General features: G+C 46.0%; 15 protein-coding genes and 1 riboswitch. Of the genes, 11 read left to right on the forward strand and 4 right to left on the reverse strand.

The window, feature by feature from the left end; all coding sequences use genetic code 11:
• The first annotated feature begins 189 nt into the window (after positions 1 to 189).
• A riboswitch (guanidine-I (ykkC/yxkD leader) is annotated at positions 190 to 293 on the forward strand.
• A 50-nt stretch (positions 294 to 343) separates the two neighbouring features.
• On the forward strand, positions 344 to 688 hold the full coding sequence (locus E2L07_RS17090) for a DMT family transporter (protein WP_053432440.1): 345 nt from the start codon (positions 344 to 346) through the stop codon (positions 686 to 688).
• Positions 689 to 1,003, forward strand: coding sequence for a DMT family transporter (locus E2L07_RS17095; RefSeq protein WP_134230163.1), 315 nt, complete (start codon positions 689 to 691; stop codon positions 1,001 to 1,003). It abuts the gene before it with no gap.
• 45 nt (positions 1,004 to 1,048) lie between these two features.
• Here E2L07_RS17095 and E2L07_RS17100 read toward each other — a convergent pair whose 3' ends face one another.
• Positions 1,049 to 2,167 carry a S8 family peptidase gene (locus E2L07_RS17100; protein ID WP_134230164.1) on the reverse strand — a complete coding sequence of 373 codons (1,119 nt, stop codon included), beginning with the start codon at positions 2,165 to 2,167 and terminating at the stop codon, positions 1,049 to 1,051.
• A 233-nt stretch (positions 2,168 to 2,400) separates the two neighbouring features.
• Between E2L07_RS17100 and E2L07_RS17105 the strand changes: the two genes are divergently transcribed.
• The 3 genes from E2L07_RS17105 to E2L07_RS17115 all read left to right on the forward strand — a co-directional run bounded on the left by E2L07_RS17105 (position 2,401) and on the right by E2L07_RS17115 (position 5,478).
• Positions 2,401 to 3,393, forward strand: coding sequence for a lipoate--protein ligase (locus E2L07_RS17105; protein WP_134230165.1), 993 nt, complete (start codon positions 2,401 to 2,403; stop codon positions 3,391 to 3,393).
• Positions 3,394 to 3,588: 195 nt separating this feature from the next.
• Positions 3,589 to 5,109: an aldehyde dehydrogenase gene (gene adh, locus E2L07_RS17110; RefSeq protein WP_053432437.1), complete on the forward strand. Its 1,521-nt coding sequence runs from the start codon at positions 3,589 to 3,591 to the stop codon at positions 5,107 to 5,109.
• 12 nt (positions 5,110 to 5,121) lie between these two features.
• Positions 5,122 to 5,478, forward strand: a complete 357-nt coding sequence (locus E2L07_RS17115; protein ID WP_053432436.1) for a DUF779 domain-containing protein — start codon at positions 5,122 to 5,124, stop codon at positions 5,476 to 5,478.
• Positions 5,479 to 5,825: 347 nt separating this feature from the next.
• Here E2L07_RS17115 and E2L07_RS17120 read toward each other — a convergent pair whose 3' ends face one another.
• Positions 5,826 to 6,299, reverse strand: coding sequence for an SRPBCC family protein (locus tag E2L07_RS17120; RefSeq protein ID WP_134230166.1), 474 nt, complete (start codon positions 6,297 to 6,299; stop codon positions 5,826 to 5,828).
• Between the two features lie 240 nt (positions 6,300 to 6,539).
• On the opposite strand from E2L07_RS17120, the gene E2L07_RS17125 reads away from it, so the two are divergent.
• Entirely contained in the window at positions 6,540 to 6,938 is a 399-nt protein-coding gene (locus tag E2L07_RS17125) for a FixH family protein (RefSeq protein ID WP_134230167.1), read from the forward strand.
• Between the two features lie 45 nt (positions 6,939 to 6,983).
• The gene (locus E2L07_RS17130; RefSeq protein WP_276399898.1) at positions 6,984 to 7,280 is read left to right on the forward strand and encodes a FixH family protein; all 297 of its coding nucleotides are present in this window, start codon (positions 6,984 to 6,986) and stop codon (positions 7,278 to 7,280) included.
• Between the two features lie 154 nt (positions 7,281 to 7,434).
• Here E2L07_RS17130 and E2L07_RS17135 read toward each other — a convergent pair whose 3' ends face one another.
• Positions 7,435 to 8,004 (reverse strand): DUF2087 domain-containing protein, encoded by a 570-nt coding sequence (locus E2L07_RS17135; RefSeq protein WP_134230169.1) that lies wholly within the window; start codon positions 8,002 to 8,004, stop codon positions 7,435 to 7,437.
• 91 nt (positions 8,005 to 8,095) lie between these two features.
• The gene (locus E2L07_RS17140; RefSeq protein WP_010896851.1) at positions 8,096 to 8,983 is read right to left on the reverse strand and encodes a diacylglycerol kinase; all 888 of its coding nucleotides are present in this window, start codon (positions 8,981 to 8,983) and stop codon (positions 8,096 to 8,098) included.
• A gap of 292 nt (positions 8,984 to 9,275) precedes the next feature.
• Between E2L07_RS17140 and nagZ the strand changes: the two genes are divergently transcribed.
• The 4 genes from nagZ (at position 9,276) to E2L07_RS17160 (ending at position 15,918) form a co-directional block, all read left to right on the forward strand.
• On the forward strand, positions 9,276 to 11,336 hold the full coding sequence (gene nagZ / locus E2L07_RS17145) for a beta-N-acetylhexosaminidase (protein WP_134230170.1): 2,061 nt from the start codon (positions 9,276 to 9,278) through the stop codon (positions 11,334 to 11,336).
• Between the two features lie 24 nt (positions 11,337 to 11,360).
• Positions 11,361 to 12,617 carry an exo-beta-N-acetylmuramidase NamZ family protein gene (locus tag E2L07_RS17150; protein WP_010896849.1) on the forward strand — a complete coding sequence of 419 codons (1,257 nt, stop codon included), beginning with the start codon at positions 11,361 to 11,363 and terminating at the stop codon, positions 12,615 to 12,617.
• Positions 12,618 to 12,711: 94 nt separating this feature from the next.
• The gene (gene nagE, locus E2L07_RS17155) at positions 12,712 to 14,070 is read left to right on the forward strand and encodes an N-acetylglucosamine-specific PTS transporter subunit IIBC (protein WP_053432432.1); all 1,359 of its coding nucleotides are present in this window, start codon (positions 12,712 to 12,714) and stop codon (positions 14,068 to 14,070) included.
• Between the two features lie 345 nt (positions 14,071 to 14,415).
• Complete coding sequence (locus E2L07_RS17160; RefSeq protein WP_134228599.1) at positions 14,416 to 15,918, forward strand: transposase; 1,503 nt, start codon at positions 14,416 to 14,418, stop codon at positions 15,916 to 15,918.
• Positions 15,919 to 16,037 lie beyond the last annotated feature (119 nt).

Here is a 16,037-nt window from a genome sequence, read left to right on the forward strand (position 1 = left end):
GCACTGAAAGACTTGAAAGGCTTTTAAAAACCATAAGATTCTCAACGAGGAGAACCCTAAAATCCTGAATTCGCTTACACATATGAGGATGGAAAATACTCCTCCCACAAAAGGTTGACACAATCTCCTAAATTCCTTGACTTGACTCTGGCAAGGGGCTTGCTATAATGAGGGGGATTAACCGAATAGCCAAATGTTTTCTAGGGTTCCGCTTGCAAGGCAAGGCCTGGTCCGAGAGAAAACGCAAAAAAGATTGTCTTTTTTGTCCACGGAGGGAGAAAAGCCCGGGAGATATCGATACACGATATGTCTCGGGCTTTTTATATGGAAAGGAGAATGCTATATGAATAAACAATGGCTTATGGTTGTCATAGCAGCGGTGTTTGAAGTAGGATGGGTGATCGGGCTGAAGCACGCGGATCATCCGCTAGAATGGGGAGGAACCGCCCTCGCGATTGTCATTAGTTTTTCGCTAATGATTTTAGCAGCGAAACAGCTGCCCGTCGGTACTGTGTACGCGGTCTTTGTCGGTCTAGGTACGGCTGGCACCGTGTGTGCTGAAGCTGTTCTTTTTGCCGAACCGCTCTCTTCAATGAAGCTGCTACTTATTGTGCTTTTATTAGCGGGTGTAATCGGCTTAAAGCTAGCGAGCGGACAGTCTTCATCTCAACAAAAGGAGGTGGGGTAAATGGCTTGGGTGATTCTTATTGCCGCAGGGTTATGTGAAATGGTCGGCGTACTGATGATTAATCAGCTCCATCGAAGCCGTTCGTGGAAGGCCTATGCTGGGATGATCATCGGATTTGGACTTAGCTTTTGGTTGTTAGCCATGGCGATGCAATCTCTATCGATGGGAACAGCCTATGCCGTTTGGACCGGAATCGGTGCATCAGGCGGTGCACTCCTCGGTATGTTGTTTTACGATGAACCACCACAAACCCTACGGATTATATGCATCGCTCTCATTTTAGCAGCAACAATCGGACTGAAATTCATCGGTTAAGTAAGCCACCCTCCATCGACAACGGAAAAGAGGGTGGCTCCTTTTTTAATCTAAAGCGGCGTCCACGTTAAGAAGGCCATGACCGTAATAAAACGGCTTTCCGAGTGGTGTGGCCGTTGTATTCAATCGCTTGCGAATTTGTTCGTTTGTTAGCTCAGGGTTGTTACTTTTAATGAGGGCAGCTGCTCCTGTCACATGAGGTGAAGCCATTGACGTTCCACTTAATCGCTCGTATCGATTAAAGAGGAAGGTGCTATGAATCTCAACACCAGGGGCCATGATTTCAAGCTGCTCCCCGTAGCTTGAAAAGCTTGCTCGCTCGTTATTGCCATCGACCGCTCCAACGGCGACAACCGAATCATAGCGAGCCGGGTAATCAATCGTATGTTGTTCGTCCGCTTCCCCTGAATTACCAGCGGCGGCGATGATTAAAATCCCATGATCATGGGCGCGCTCGACCGCTCGTTGTAACGCTTCTGAGTCGGTGTTCGTGCCGAGACTCATATTAATGATGTCCATATCGTTTGAGATCGCCCAGTCAATTCCGTTCGTAATCGAGGCAATCGAGCCTGCACCAAGACCATTCAGCACTTTAACGGCATAGAGCTCCACATTCGGTGCGATTCCAGTCGAAGCTTCATCATTTTCTTGGGCAGCGATGGTGCCCGCAACATGGGTTCCGTGCCCATTTAAGTCACGGTAAAAAGGTTCAACTGATACGAAGCTCACACCGTCAATAACATGTAAATCATCATGGCTTGCAATTCCCGTATCAAGGACCGCGACCTTAACCCCGTCTCCCCGCTTCATACGCTCTTCCAATTTCGGAATATCCGTCTCTTGGATGTTATTCATCACAAGCGGATCAAGGTATACTTTTTCATTCTTTTCAATAAATTCAACCGATGGGTCATTTTCTAGCAACTCGGCCACTTCTGTGGAAAGCTCTGACACGATGACAGGGAGGTTTTCGTATTCGTGCTGCACTTCTACCGCTGAGGTCGTGACATTGTTACTGAAGGCTTGAGCGGCCGCTTCATTTTTAAAGCCGACCAAATATTCCTCTGTATCTTCTGTATCTTCACGATTGTCTGCAAAAGCTGTCCCAGTCGCCAGAACGATCATCAATATGGTCATGATCAACACGTGTACACGCCGCTTCATTCTACCTTCCTCCCTCTACTAGAAGTTGTTCTTAATCTATCACAGATCTCACATTCTCTGATCCGCCATATTTCCACAGCAACTGACCTAGTATCTTTCATGCTTCGTTATTCTTTTTCAACAGCGGACCTGTATAAAAATATTTATATATGTCAATCAATTGCTTGAAAATTGCACCACTCCTCCCTTTTCCCTACAATATAAGAGAGACAAACTGTAAAGGAGCGACGCGCATGCTTTTTATAGATAACCAAGGCATTACCGATCCACGCATTAATTTAGCGATTGAGGAATACGCCTTAAAAAACCTAGACATTAATGAAACCTACTTGCTTTTTTATATTAATGAACCGTCGATTATTATCGGGCGGAATCAAAACACGATCGAAGAAATTAATACGGAATATGTAGAATCGAATGGTATTCACGTCGTCCGTCGCCTCTCGGGAGGAGGAGCCGTCTATCATGACCACGGAAATTTAAACTTTAGCTTCATTACAAAGGATGATGGTGAGAGCTTCAGCAACTTTCAAAAGTTTACTGATCCGGTTATCAAGGCGTTAGCCAAGCTCGGTGTCACGGCTGAATTAAAAGGAAGAAACGATATTATCGCAAGCGATGGTCGAAAAATTTCCGGAAATGCACAATTCTCCACAAAGGGCCGAATGTTTAGTCACGGAACTCTTCTTTTTGACTCTGAAATTGACCATGTTGTTTCCGCCCTTAACGTTAGCAAAGATAAAATTGAATCGAAGGGCATTAAATCGATCCGCAGTCGTGTTGCCAACATTTCTGAATTTCTAACCGAAAAAATCTCCATTGACCAATTCCGCTCATTGCTACTTGAATCGATCTTTGACGGTCAAGCGAACATCCAAGAGTACAAATTAACCGCCGACGACTGGGCAGAGATTCATAAGCTGTCAAAGGAACGGTATCAAAATTGGGATTGGAACTACGGGAAATCCCCAGCCTTTAACCTGCAACATTCCCACCGCTTCCCTGTCGGCAACATTGACATCCGCCTTGAGGTGAAAGGTGGTACGATTCAACAGTGCAAAATCTTTGGCGACTTCTTTGGTACAGGGGATGTACGTGATCTGGAGGATAGACTGGTTGGCATCCGTTATGAGCGAGCTGACATCGAACAAGCATTAGCGGACGTAGACGTCAAAACGTACTTCGGTCAAGTGGAAAAAGACGATTTATTAAACCTGTTCTATTGATCACAGGCCCCTTTCTTAGGGGCTTATTTTTTAGTTTTTAATGTTCTATTTTTTTCCTTCTCCACATAGGATGAACGTGAGCTCGTCCTTTAAGAAAATTAAAAATCGACGGAGGGAGCGCTTACATTTTGTCGAAGAAAGAACATACTCCCACTTGTTTTGGGAGTAAAATCATATGGGGGAGGTTTTTGTAGAATGGTGTATCAACGTCCAAATGAAGAAGGTGCTGTCGTCTCGTTTAAGAAGAGGTATGACAACTACGTGAATGGAGAATGGACACCGCCTGTGAAAGGTCAATATTTTGAAAATGTCACTCCGGTTACAGGCGAAGTCTTTTGTGAAGTCGCTCGTTCCACAGCCGAGGACATTGATCTAGCCCTTGACGCCGCCCACGCGGCGAAAGAGCAATGGGGAAAAACGTCACCTGCCGAGCGAGCAAATCTATTAAATAAAATAGCCGATCGGATGGAGGAAAACTTAGAAAAACTCGCCGTTGCGGAGACGTGGGAGAACGGGAAGCCCGTCCGTGAAACGTTAAATGCCGACATTCCACTGGCGATCGACCATTTTCGCTACTTTGCTGGCGCGATTCGTGCCCAAGAAGGTACGTTGAGCCAAATTGACAACGATACGGTCGCGTACCATTTTCATGAACCGCTTGGTGTTGTCGGTCAAATTATCCCCTGGAACTTTCCGATTTTAATGGCGACGTGGAAGCTGGCACCTGCCTTAGCTGCCGGCAACTGCGTCATCTTAAAGCCTGCAGAACAGACGCCGGCTTCGATTTTTGTCTTGCTTGAATTAATTGAAGATCTACTGCCAAAAGGGGTTGTCAACATTGTGAACGGCTTCGGAGTGGAAGCAGGAAAACCGCTCGCTTCCTCGAGTCGTGTCGCCAAGGTGGCATTTACAGGGGAAACGACAACCGGCCGCTTAATCATGCAATATGCGTCGGAAAACTTGATTCCGGTCACACTTGAACTTGGCGGTAAATCACCGAATATTTTCTTTGATGACGTGATGGCAAAAGACGACGCCTTTTTAAATAAAGCGATCGAAGGGTTCGTCCTGTTTGCCTTGAACCAAGGAGAAGTTTGCACATGCCCGTCTCGCGCCCTCATCCAAGAGTCGATCTACGATACATTTATGGAGCGTGCTTTGGCTCGGGTACAAGCGATTAAACAAGGCAATCCGCTAGATCCTAACACGATGATTGGCGCTCAAGCCTCACAGGAGCAGCTTGAAAAAATTCTTTCGTACTTAGCCATCGGTAAGGAGGAAGGCGCCGAGGTACTCGCTGGCGGTGAACGCAATCATTTGCCAGGTGAATTGGCGAACGGCTACTATGTTAGTCCAACTGTGTTTAAAGGTACGAATGATATGCGCGTCTTCCAAGAGGAAATCTTCGGGCCGGTCGTTTCTGTGACGACGTTTAAGGATGCGGAGGAAGCATTAGCGATTGCGAATGACACCCTTTACGGACTCGGGGCAGGTGTTTGGACGCGGGACATGAATAAAGCCTACCGATTTGGGCGAGAGATTCAAGCGGGACGCGTATGGACGAACTGCTATCACGCCTACCCTGCCCACGCCGCTTTCGGAGGATACAAAAAGTCCGGCATCGGCCGAGAAACACACCTGATGATGCTGAGCCACTATCAACAAACGAAAAATCTGCTCGTCAGCTACAGTGAAGACGCATTAGGATTTTTCTAAGAGGTGATGAATGTGCCCGAACGCGTAACGGCAACCGAGGCGGCCTTGTTGCTCATCGACAAGCTGAAACAGACCCATGGGCCACTCATGTTTCATCAGTCTGGCGGCTGCTGCGATGGCAGCTCGCCTATGTGTTATCCTGAAGGAGAGCTCCGCGTCGGCGCCAATGACGTGCTTCTCGGTAAAATTGGTGGTGTCCCCTTTTACATTGCGAGGGATCAGTACGAATATTGGAAGCATACCCAGTTAATCATCGATGTCGTCGATGGACGCGGAGGGATGTTTTCCCTTGAAGGGCCTGAAGGAAAGCGATTCTTGACACGATCTCGCGTCTTTACAGAGAGCGAGCGAAAGGCCCTCCGGATTTAAAAATAGCAAAACAACGAAAAAAGGTTCCAAACATCAATACTGGATGGCGGGAACCTTTCTTTGATTGAATTGTCCTATTACCTATTGTGACGTTTTGGCGGTGGATTTTCTTAGTTCACCGCCATGGCCTAATTTTGTTACATTCTTTGCAGGAACAATAAATACTTAGTGACTTCTTAATCGAAACACCACCAATTATTGATCTGCTTTATCTTCTTATCACCATTCCCTTACCATCACATTTGGTAGATTCATTTTTCAGATCTGGATGCTTACCTGACTCCATATCCAAATAAAATAGAGGGGGTTCCCCCTCATCGTTCATTGAATTTTCCGTAGGTTCTCTCTCACACTCTCGACTCTAGCGGCATTCCTTGCCATTGTTGTTCTAAGCACGCCTTCAGGGCCTCCAACTGCTTCCGCCCCATCGTGCGCAATGATTGATGAAGGAACGGGCGAATGGCCTTCGTATACCAATTGTTAAAGGTCGGAATGCATTCGAAATGGACAATCGTTCCACCTGCCTCAGTTTCAATGAGTCGATAAAAGATTTCCATCGTAAGATAGTCGCTTTCTAAGCGAACACCGTAAAAAGACGGACGATGAAAAGCAATGATTTCTCCTGCATATTCCTCCACTTTTCGACCGTTGTGAATCCGTTGAACGAAGGTAGCTCCTTTACGCTTCATGCCCTCTCGCTTATGAAAGTAGATGTTTTCCATAAACCCGCATTGCCATTCACGCATCAAGTCTTCTTCGCTCACATAACGAAACACCGTTTCAATTGCAGCGTTCATCTCAACTTGGTACGTCACTCCCACCGGTACCCATCTCCCTTTCCGCTATTCATTTCTTTCTGTTTTCCCTATTTTCGTGATCAACAATCGCAAACCTTTTTCATTCCCCGAAAATCAGTCTATTCACCTAGACCAAAAAGTATGAAAGGTCTATCTTTTTTGCCGGCATTTGTTGACAAAACGTTCACAACACGAAACTTGTTTCTGTTTGTCCAACTCTTTACAATGGAAGGGAACGCGCACAATCTTTAGGAGGGACGTCCTTTGAAATATTTGATAATGGTCGCTGTTGCCATTCTCCTCGTCGCATGTGGCCAGACAGAAGAGGAGCAAGGTGCGGTCGATCATATAGAACAGTTATCACCGATTGAAGTTGAGCTTTTGTATGAGGAAGCGCTCGCATCGGGGGAAAATATGACCTTTGACGTTCTCGTTACCCAGAACGAGGCGCCGGTTGAAGATGCCCGGGAGGTAATCGTTGAATTTTGGCAAGAAGGGGCAAAAGAAGAGAGTGACATGATTGAGTCAACCAATGAAGGAGGCGGAGTGTATCGCGTGACCTACGAGTTTCCTGAGGATGGTCTCTACTTCGTCCAACCTCACGTGACAGCTCGAGATATGCACCGAATGCCCCTTTATGAATTGACGATTGGTGAGGAATAAGCTGACCAAGAGAAACAATCGTTTGTCGAGTATGAATCTGAGATCATTGACCTTTCCTTATTTGCGGAAGACTCGATTCAAGCAGGCGAAGAAACCACCCTATTAATTGTAGTGGAACATAAGGATAAACCGTTTACTGGCGGGGTTTTGACACTTGAGGTTTGGCAACATGAGGACGAAGCACATACATGGCTCGACACCGAAGAGACGGACGTAGGTCAGTACGAAGTCAGCCATACGTTTGCAGACGCGGGTGAGTATCATGTCGTTTTCCATATTGAAGACGACACCGGTCTCCACGAACATATCCATGAAGCATTAATAGTCGATGAGAACACGTAGTTAACTGCCGAGTGTTTATCTCAACACAAAACGAAGGAAGCCCCCTAGACGGAGAGGCTTCCTTTTTCGGTTACGCTAACTTCAACGTTCCAAAAATCGTCGGGATCGCTCGCCCGCAATGACGCAAAAGTAAAGTGAGTTGCCTAACAAAAAATTAAAGCGGCCACATCTCTTTTGGGTTTAATTCGTACTGCCCGTTTTGCCTAAACATAAACTGACACATGACAAATTCGTGACGAACCGTGGCAAAGTCTTCGTGAAATTGCCTAATATGCTCATTGATCTCTTTCTCACTATAGACGCGCCCCTGCTCGATTCCTCTTAGCATATACTCAAGAATGATCAGTTTTTTCTTTCGCTGGGCCGGCAACGTTTTTACTCGGCCATCCGGTAACGTAAAGTTTTTAATCACTCTGACCTTCTCTTGATCATCGACTTGAAAATTAAACATCTCATCTCCCCCTATCATTAAGATCGCGCCTGCCATCCGTTCCAGCTTTTTTTCATCAAGATAAAAATAAATTGTGTTTTTTTCCCTCCGTTGATAAACAACATCAATTTCCCGCAGTTTCGACAAGTGATGAGAAATAGTCGGTGGTGTAAGTCCTAGCTTCCCTGCAATCGCTTGACCATGGAGAGGGCCTCCTTTTAATAAAGCAATGATCCGAATTCTTGTCTTATCTCCTAACGTTTTATGAAAATGAACTAATCGATTGAGCTGCATAAAGAAACCTCCATTTAGACAATCATCTAATTAGTTGGTCGTCACAACTATAAAAACAAAAAGCCTGAACCATTGGGCTCAGACTTCTAATTCAGTCTTTCGGGCATAGCATCTGAAAATGCTGGTATAAGTTAACGAATTCAGCAGGGAGAAGCCCGCCATATTCGCCATCGAAATTGAGCTGCATGCTTTTTTCTGCCTGCACTTTAATCCGATTCGCCTGCACGTATAATACTTTTGGGTGCTTAATGTGCTCCCCTCTTAACGCTAATCCTGCAAGATGAAGAAATTCAGGAAAGGACGTTTTTTTCACGATGATGAAGTCGAACATGCCATCTCGCAATGAAGCATTGGGGGCTAGCCGTTCGAAGCCACCCACAGAATTCGTGTTTGACACGAGAAACATCATAATTTCCCCTTCAAACAGCTTGCCGTCATATTCAATTCTTACGTCTGTTGGTGAAATTTGCGGAAGCTTCTCCAGCCCTTTAATGTAATAAGCGAGCTGGCCGACGACTGTTTTCAGTTTACTAGGAACTTCATACGTAAGCTCAGTCAATGTCCCTCCAGCAGCAATATTAATAAAGTAATGGTCCCCTGCTTTTCCTACATCCACAGGTTTCGTATGACCTTCTATTAAAATATCGCACGCCTTTTCGATGTCACGAGGAATGTTCAACGCTCGAGCAAAATCATTGGTCGTTCCTGCTGGAATGAGTCCTAGCGTAGGACGCTTCTCCAACCCTGCAAGGCCATTGACAACTTCATAAATCGTGCCGTCACCACCTGCCGCAATGACTAAATCATGCCTCCGCTCACCAGCAAGCCTAGCTGCCTCCGTGGCACTACCTTCCCCAGTCGTCGCATGGGTCGATGTTTCATATCCTGCCAGTTCTAGTCGCTCAAGAATATAGGCTAGGCTTTTTCTGATTTGTTCCCGCCCTGATGTTGGGTTATAGATCAATCGAGCTGTTTTCATCTGCTACAACTCCTACATATCGCGTGATGCGATCATGGTGGTCATCTGGAAAATATACGATTTCATTTTATCGTACTTACCTTCAGAAGCCAACTCTTTTATCTCCACTTTATGCCAATGATCGATTGATTAATGAGTAAGTATATGCCACCTGCAATCGGCTAAAGCTGTACTTACAATCTTCCCCATATGCTAGGGAATTGGGCCGATTCTGTTCTCCTCGTGCATGAGACCAACACCTTGTCTCATAAAGTATAGCAAGCCACTAATTATTAAGGAGAGGAGAAAGAATATGAAATTTGGACTTGCTCTATCGCTCATCATAGCCATTACGATGTGCTTTGCCCCGTCAAGTGTTGCCGAAGCAAAACGATCATCTTCTTTTCTACTGCTGGAAAATGTACCTGGCTTTCTGCCATCCCCTTCTGGAGACTCAATTCGCTTCACACCATTAACGATAGAGGACGGGGCGTTAGTCAAAACCTATCAAGAGGTAAGCTGGCGCTCGTCCAATCGGAAAGTTGCCACTGTTGATAACAAGGGAACTGTCACACTCACAGGCAAGCCTGGCCGGACTTTCATTCACGCCACACACGGTTCATCCTCTGACCGAATCGCCATACACGTAACGCCGAAAAAAGGGGTCACGCTCATTCAGGAAAAAGGTCCGCAATACGATGTCATCGAAACGCTCCTCGACCAAATGACGCTCGAAGAAAAAATTGGACAAATGATGATGCCTGATTTCCGTACTTGGAACGGGCAGAATGTGGTGGAAATGCTTCCGGAGATTGAACAAATGGTGAAGGAATATCATCTCGGCGGCGTGATCCTTTTCCGTGAAAATGTTGTAGAAACCGAGCAAATAATCCATCTTGTAAACGATTATCAAGACGCAGCAGAAAAGCTCGGACTGCTCATCACGATTGACCAGGAAGGTGGGATTGTGACGCGCCTTCAAAATGGGACAGATCTCCCGGGAAACATGGCGCTCGGAGCTACCCGTTCAGAGGATTTAGCCTCTCAAGCTGGAACTGTCATTGGCCGGGAGCTACAGTCACTCGGGATTAATATGAACCTCGCACCCGTTCTCGATGTGAACAACAATCCAGACAACCCAGTGATCGGGGTTCGATCCTTTTCGGAAAACCCTGAGCTTGTCGGCCAATTAGGAGTCGCCTACACAAAGGGACTACAATCTACAGGAGTCGCTGCTACTGCTAAACATTTTCCCGGACATGGGGACACCGATGTTGATTCTCACTTAGGGTTACCAGAGGTGCCTCACGATCGGGCTCGCCTAGATGAAGTAGAGCTTGCTCCTTTCCGTCAAGCGATGGCCGAAGGAATCGATGCCATCATGACCGCCCATGTAACGTTCCCAGCCATTGACGATGCTAAAGTGATCTCAGAGAAGGATGGCTCACTTATTTCCTTACCAGCTACATTATCGGAAAAGGTGCTCACCGATTTAATGCGTGACGACCTCGGCTTTGAAGGGGTGATCATTACAGACGCGATGAACATGAACGCAATCAGTGATCATTTCGGCCCAACGGATGCAGTCATTCGTTCGATCAATGCTGGAGCGGATATTATTTTAATGCCAGTCGGCTTACAGACAGTGTTTCCTGCGGTGGTGGAAGCCGTGGAGAATGGAGAGATTTCCGAGGAGCGCGTGAACGAAGCGGTAAAACGCATTTTAACATTGAAGCTGAACCGAGGCATCCTTAAAACGGACTCCTCAACATCGATTGATGAGCAGATCGCGGAGGCTGAAAGAGTGATCGGCTCAGACGACCACCGCCAGATCGAACAACAAATCGCCGAACAATCCATAACCGTGATAAAAAATGAACAAGACACGCTTCCTCTATCCGTTGAAGAGGATGACTACGTCGTTGTCGTTGGTTCCACCTATAGTGAAAACTTAGCAGCTGCCTTTGAAGACGCCTCTGTTCAAACAGAACATCTTTTACTTAGTAGCAACCAATCGAGCTTGACCGCCGAACAGCAAGAACTTGTAGAGGGGGCCTCTGCCATCATCATCGCTTCTCATTCGGCTAACGTCGCTGGTCGCTCACCGTCACATCCTCACATGCAGCTATATGCGTCGTTGAGTGAATCGGCTGATCAACCAGTAGTCGCTGTTGCGATTCGTAATCCATATGACATCATGGCCTACCCTTCCGTTCCAGCATACATTGCTCAATATGGATTTCGTGATGCAAGCTTCCGCGCCTCCGTACGGACGATTGTCGGTGACCTCACGCCGTCTGGACAATTGCCAGTAACGATTCCGACAATTGAGGGTGATGTGATGTTTGAATATGGCCATGGGTTATCATGGTAATTAGTAAAGAAAGGAGTGTATCACATGAAACGAACGATGGCTCTTTTGCTAGCCGTAACGCTCTTGTTTGGGCTCGTCTCTGTGGCCCATGGAGCAGGGAAAGGAAAAAAGAAAGGAAATCCCCATGCGTTCTCTCTCGGGGTCGAGCAGTTACTACAAAACGAGTTTCATTTAATTGAAGGGAAAAAGGTTGGCCTAATTACGAACCCAACTGGAGTGGACCGCGAGCTCCATAGCATTGTCGATGTGTTGTTTGAAGATGAGCGCGTCGAATTGACCGCATTGTATGGTCCTGAGCATGGGGTTCGTGGTGATGCTCAAGCCGGGGAGTACGTCCCTTTTTACATCGATGACAAAACGGGATTACCGGTATACAGTCTTTATGGACAAACGCGGAAGCCGACCCCAGACATGCTCGAAGACATTGACGTCCTCTTGTTTGATATCCAAGATGTAGGAACGCGTTTTTACACGTACATCTACACGATGGCCTATGCGATGGAAGCCGCAGCTGAAAACGATTTACCGTTCATCGTGTTAGACAGACCGAATCCTCTCGGCGGACAAAAAGTCGAAGGTCCAATGTTGGAAGAACCGTACCGCTCGTTTGTGGGCTTGTACCCGATTCCCCTTCGCCACGGAATGACCGTTGGAGAGCTTGCCCTATTGTTTAATGAGGAGTTTGCTATTGGGGCCGACGTGACCGTTGTCGAGATGACAGGTTGGAAACGTCATACCGATTTCAAGGATTTGCCGCTAGAGTGGGTGCTTCCTTCACCTAACATGCCAACACTTGACACAGCACTCGTCTATCCCGGAGCCGCCCTTATAGAAGGAACAAACGTCTCTGAGGGACGAGGGACGACAAAGCCGTTTGAATTGATCGGGGCACCGTTTGTGAACTCGACCGAGCTAGCCGCTACCTTGAATGATCTTGGCCTTCCAGGGGTGACATTCCGTGCGGCCTCGTTTACACCGATGTTTTCCAAGCATGCCGGCACTTTAAGTCACGGTATTCAAATTCACGTGACCGACGAAAAATCTTTTCAACCTGTCATAACAGGACTTCACATTGTCAAAACAATACACGACCTGTATCCCGACGATTTCCGCTTTACGGCCGAAGATCAGCAGGGCATTTCCTTTTTTGATCGCCTGATCGGTAATGGTGATGTGCGCAAGCAAATCATGCAAGGGGCGTCTGTTGAAGAAATCGTCGCTGATTGGGGGAAAGAGATCAAAGCTTTTGAAAAAACGAGAAAAAAATACCTATTGTACTAATAGGCAAGTCTTCCAGCAGACGGGCATAGACATGTAACGAGGGGACCGTGGGCATCTTCCCCTCGTTCCTACAAACTGAAGGAGGGTACAGACGATGCTTCAATTTCTACAACGGATTGGTCGCTCGTTACTGCTTCCGATTGCTGCATTGCCTGTCGCTGGATTACTGCTTCGTCTCGGACAAGAGGACTTATTGAATATTCCTTTTATGGCAGCTGCCGGTGACGCGTTGTTCAGTAACTTAGCTCTTTTATTTGCAATCGGGGTCGCCGTCGGCTTTGCAAAAGACAGTCACGGAGCTGCTGCTCTAGCAGGTGCCATCGGATTTTTCGTCTTAACGGAAGGAACCCAAGCCATCAATGAAACGATTAACATGGGAGTTCTAGGGGGTATTCTTTCTGGTGTCGTTGCCGGAATGACATACAACCGCTTTAAGGAAACAAAGCTGCCGGAATGGCTCGCATTCTTTGGCGGTCGCCGCTTTGTGCCGATTATGACTGGATTGTTCATGCTCGTTCTTGCCATATTCTTCGGTTTTGTTTGGCCGACAGTTCAAGGGTGGCTTGATTCATTTGGTCAGTGGATTATCGGAGCTGGAGCGACTGGCGTCGGGGTTTATGGCTTCTTCAACCGTTTGTTAATTCCACTCGGTTTACACCATGTGATCAACACGCTCGTCTGGTTTGTGTTCGGGGAATTTAACGGCGCCACTGGAGATTTGCATCGCTTTTTCGCCGGTGATCCGAATGCGGGCATCTTTATGGCTGGCTTCTTCCCTATCATGATGTTCGGCTTACCTGCCGCTGCCTTAGCAATGATTCTCGCAGCGAAAAAAGAAAAGCGTAAAGCGACCGCTGGCCTTCTTGGCGGGGTTGCCTTCACCGCATTTTTAACGGGAATTACCGAGCCAATTGAGTTTACTTTCATGTTCCTCTCCCCTCTTTTATACGGGGTGCATGCGGTGTTAACCGGAACAGCGATGGCAGTAGCCTATACGCTCGAGATCCGGCATGGTTTTACGTTTTCTGCTGGGGCGATCGATTACTTTATTAATTTCGGAATCGCTACTAAGCCATGGGTGCTCGCATTTATCGGGCTCATCTATGCTGTAATCTACTTCGTTCTCTTCTATTTTCTTATCATCAAGCTCAACTTGCAGACACCGGGTCGGGAAAAAGAAGAGAGCATGGATGAGACGGAGACCTCTTCTGCCGATTATGAAGAGATGGCAAAAGCCATTTTGGCGGCATTGGGCGGTAAGAAAAACGTGAAAGATCTTGATTTTTGCGTGACCCGACTTCGCTTAACGATCCATTCATGGTTAGCTGTCGATGAAAAAGCCTTAAGGCTTGCAGGAGCTAAAGGGGTCGTAAAGCTCAACGATACGACTATACAAGTCGTCATTGGTACCGATGTGGAATTTGTCGCCAATGCGATGAAAAAAAGGCTGTAAAAGGAAAGAGACTCTCAGCTTCGGGAGTCTCTTTTCATCATCACCCGTTACTTGGCAGCTTTTCTGGGTTCATGATGATATAAATGTCTTGAATCTGTCCTCCTACAATATAAATAGACTCTCGGCATTCGCCGAGCTTTGTGGTTCAAGGATTTTCCTCAAACCAATTTATTTCATCCCTCCTATTTTAGGTGGGATTTTTTAATGTTCATTTTTTAAAACTGGAAATTAATTATCAAAATATTTTCTCGAATTCGACAAGAAACACTTGACTTTTCAAAAACACCACAATAATCGCCGGTGAAGGGATTATTTTCCCTTACTACTTGTGATTGAGGTGCCAAAATGAAACCAACGTTTATTGCACACGAAACTTATCAAAACTTCGTTCTAAATCAGTTAAATGCCCATTATTCTGGCGGCATTCTTACCCTTGTTAATAAGGATTGGCCAGTAATTAAAAAGCTTTGGATAACTGATCTCTCTTCGGTAACTACATGGCTTGGTGATTCCTATTCCAAAAAGGGACCAAAGCCTCGTGACCCTGCTTCTATGATGCGTTCTTATCTGCTTTCATTATTTGTTCAACCTACAAAAGGTATTACTCATTGGGTTGATCAACTTCGTCGCGTTCCGTTGTATGCAATTCTTAGCGGTTTTGAACCCGGTGACACACCAGGTGTTGGAACATTTGAAGACTTTTTCAAACGTTTATGGGCCTTCGAAAGCCCGAATGTTATGCCGAAGGTCAAACCTAAAAAGAAAAAGTCAAAAAAGAAAAAGAAGCCTAAAAAGGGTGAAAAAGCTGAACCTAAGAATCCCGGAATTGTTCGTAAACTCGTTGATCGGGCAATGCGTTATGGTTCCAAACAAAAACAACTGCCAGGAGACCGATTATTTGAGTTTTTTCAATCCCAATTTTTAGCGGTTTCTACGAAACTTGGTCTTCTTGGGGATCCCGAAGCTCTAGGTGTAGTTGGAGATGGGACACCAATTGAAACAGCTAGGTACCCGAGAAGTAAATCAACCTGTAATTGTAGTGCCCAAGGACTAACGAACTGTACTCACCCACGCCAGTATTCACAACCCGACATCGACTCAGGCTGGGATAGTTCTAAGGAAAAGTACTTCAACGGATATCATCTCTACATGATATCCACTAGCGATAGCCAATACGACTTACCGCTATATCCACGGCTGCATCCTGCTTCCCGGCATGATTCAGTCAGCCTAGTGGTTAGTTCAATTGAATTTTCGCAACGGTACACCTTGGGCACGATTGATAAAATTCTTCTTGATGCAGCGCACGATGCTGAGGCCATTTATGAGCTACTTGAACATCAAAATGTGGAACCCTTCATCGATTTAAATGTTCGAACAAAGAAGAACTTTAGTACAGAAAGTGATATTCAAATATCTCCAACAGGTGTTCCAATCTGTCCGATTGGGAAGGAGATGAAGCCCAACGGGTTTGACAAATCTCAAAATCGGCAAAAATGGCGTTGTCCACTTGCTTGCGGTACCAAAAATACATGCTCATCACCGTGTTCAAAAGCAAAATATGGTCGGACATTCCATACATTCAGAGAGGATAATCTACGATTATTTACCAAAACACCAAGGTCCTCTGAAAAGTGGAAACTTATATACAAACGAAGAACCTCTGTTGAACGTTCTAATAAAAGAGAAAAAATAGATTATCACTTGGAATCTGGACGCCACCGGTCAACAAAAATGTGGTACATTCGCCTATACGCCATAATGATGTGTCAGCACATCGATGCTTGGTACAGCAGTCAGAAAGAGCAGTTAAATATTGAAGAAATCATCTTTCCTAAAGCCGCCTAGTCAATTTTTAAAAAAATAATGGCAATAGGTTTCTTTGTCATGCACATTTTTGAAAATACAATGAAAATAATGAGTGTGCAGGCCATTCCAATCCAATTTCCAGTAATTTTGGTTCATTT

Source organism: Halalkalibacterium halodurans (assembly GCF_004376175.1).
GTDB classification, from domain to species: Bacteria; Bacillota; Bacilli; order Bacillales; family Bacillaceae_D; genus Halalkalibacterium; species Halalkalibacterium halodurans.

Bases quoted from the DNA above. Each gene is read 5' to 3' on its own strand.
- E2L07_RS17090 (WP_053432440.1), top strand. From the start codon at position 344: ATGAATAAACAATGGCTTATGGTTGTCATAGCAGCGGTGTTTGAAGTA.
- E2L07_RS17095 (WP_134230163.1), top strand. From the start codon at position 689: ATGGCTTGGGTGATTCTTATTGCCGCAGGGTTATGTGAAATGGTCGGC.
- E2L07_RS17100 (WP_134230164.1), bottom strand. From the start codon at position 2,167: ATGAAGCGGCGTGTACACGTGTTGATCATGACCATATTGATGATCGTT.
- E2L07_RS17105 (WP_134230165.1), top strand. From the start codon at position 2,401: ATGCTTTTTATAGATAACCAAGGCATTACCGATCCACGCATTAATTTA.
- adh (WP_053432437.1), top strand. From the start codon at position 3,589: ATGGTGTATCAACGTCCAAATGAAGAAGGTGCTGTCGTCTCGTTTAAG.
- E2L07_RS17135 (WP_134230169.1), bottom strand. From the start codon at position 8,004: ATGCAGCTCAATCGATTAGTTCATTTTCATAAAACGTTAGGAGATAAG.
- E2L07_RS17140 (WP_010896851.1), bottom strand. From the start codon at position 8,983: ATGAAAACAGCTCGATTGATCTATAACCCAACATCAGGGCGGGAACAA.
- nagZ (WP_134230170.1), top strand. From the start codon at position 9,276: ATGAAATTTGGACTTGCTCTATCGCTCATCATAGCCATTACGATGTGC.
- E2L07_RS17150 (WP_010896849.1), top strand. From the start codon at position 11,361: ATGAAACGAACGATGGCTCTTTTGCTAGCCGTAACGCTCTTGTTTGGG.
- nagE (WP_053432432.1), top strand. From the start codon at position 12,712: ATGCTTCAATTTCTACAACGGATTGGTCGCTCGTTACTGCTTCCGATT.
- E2L07_RS17160 (WP_134228599.1), top strand. From the start codon at position 14,416: ATGAAACCAACGTTTATTGCACACGAAACTTATCAAAACTTCGTTCTA.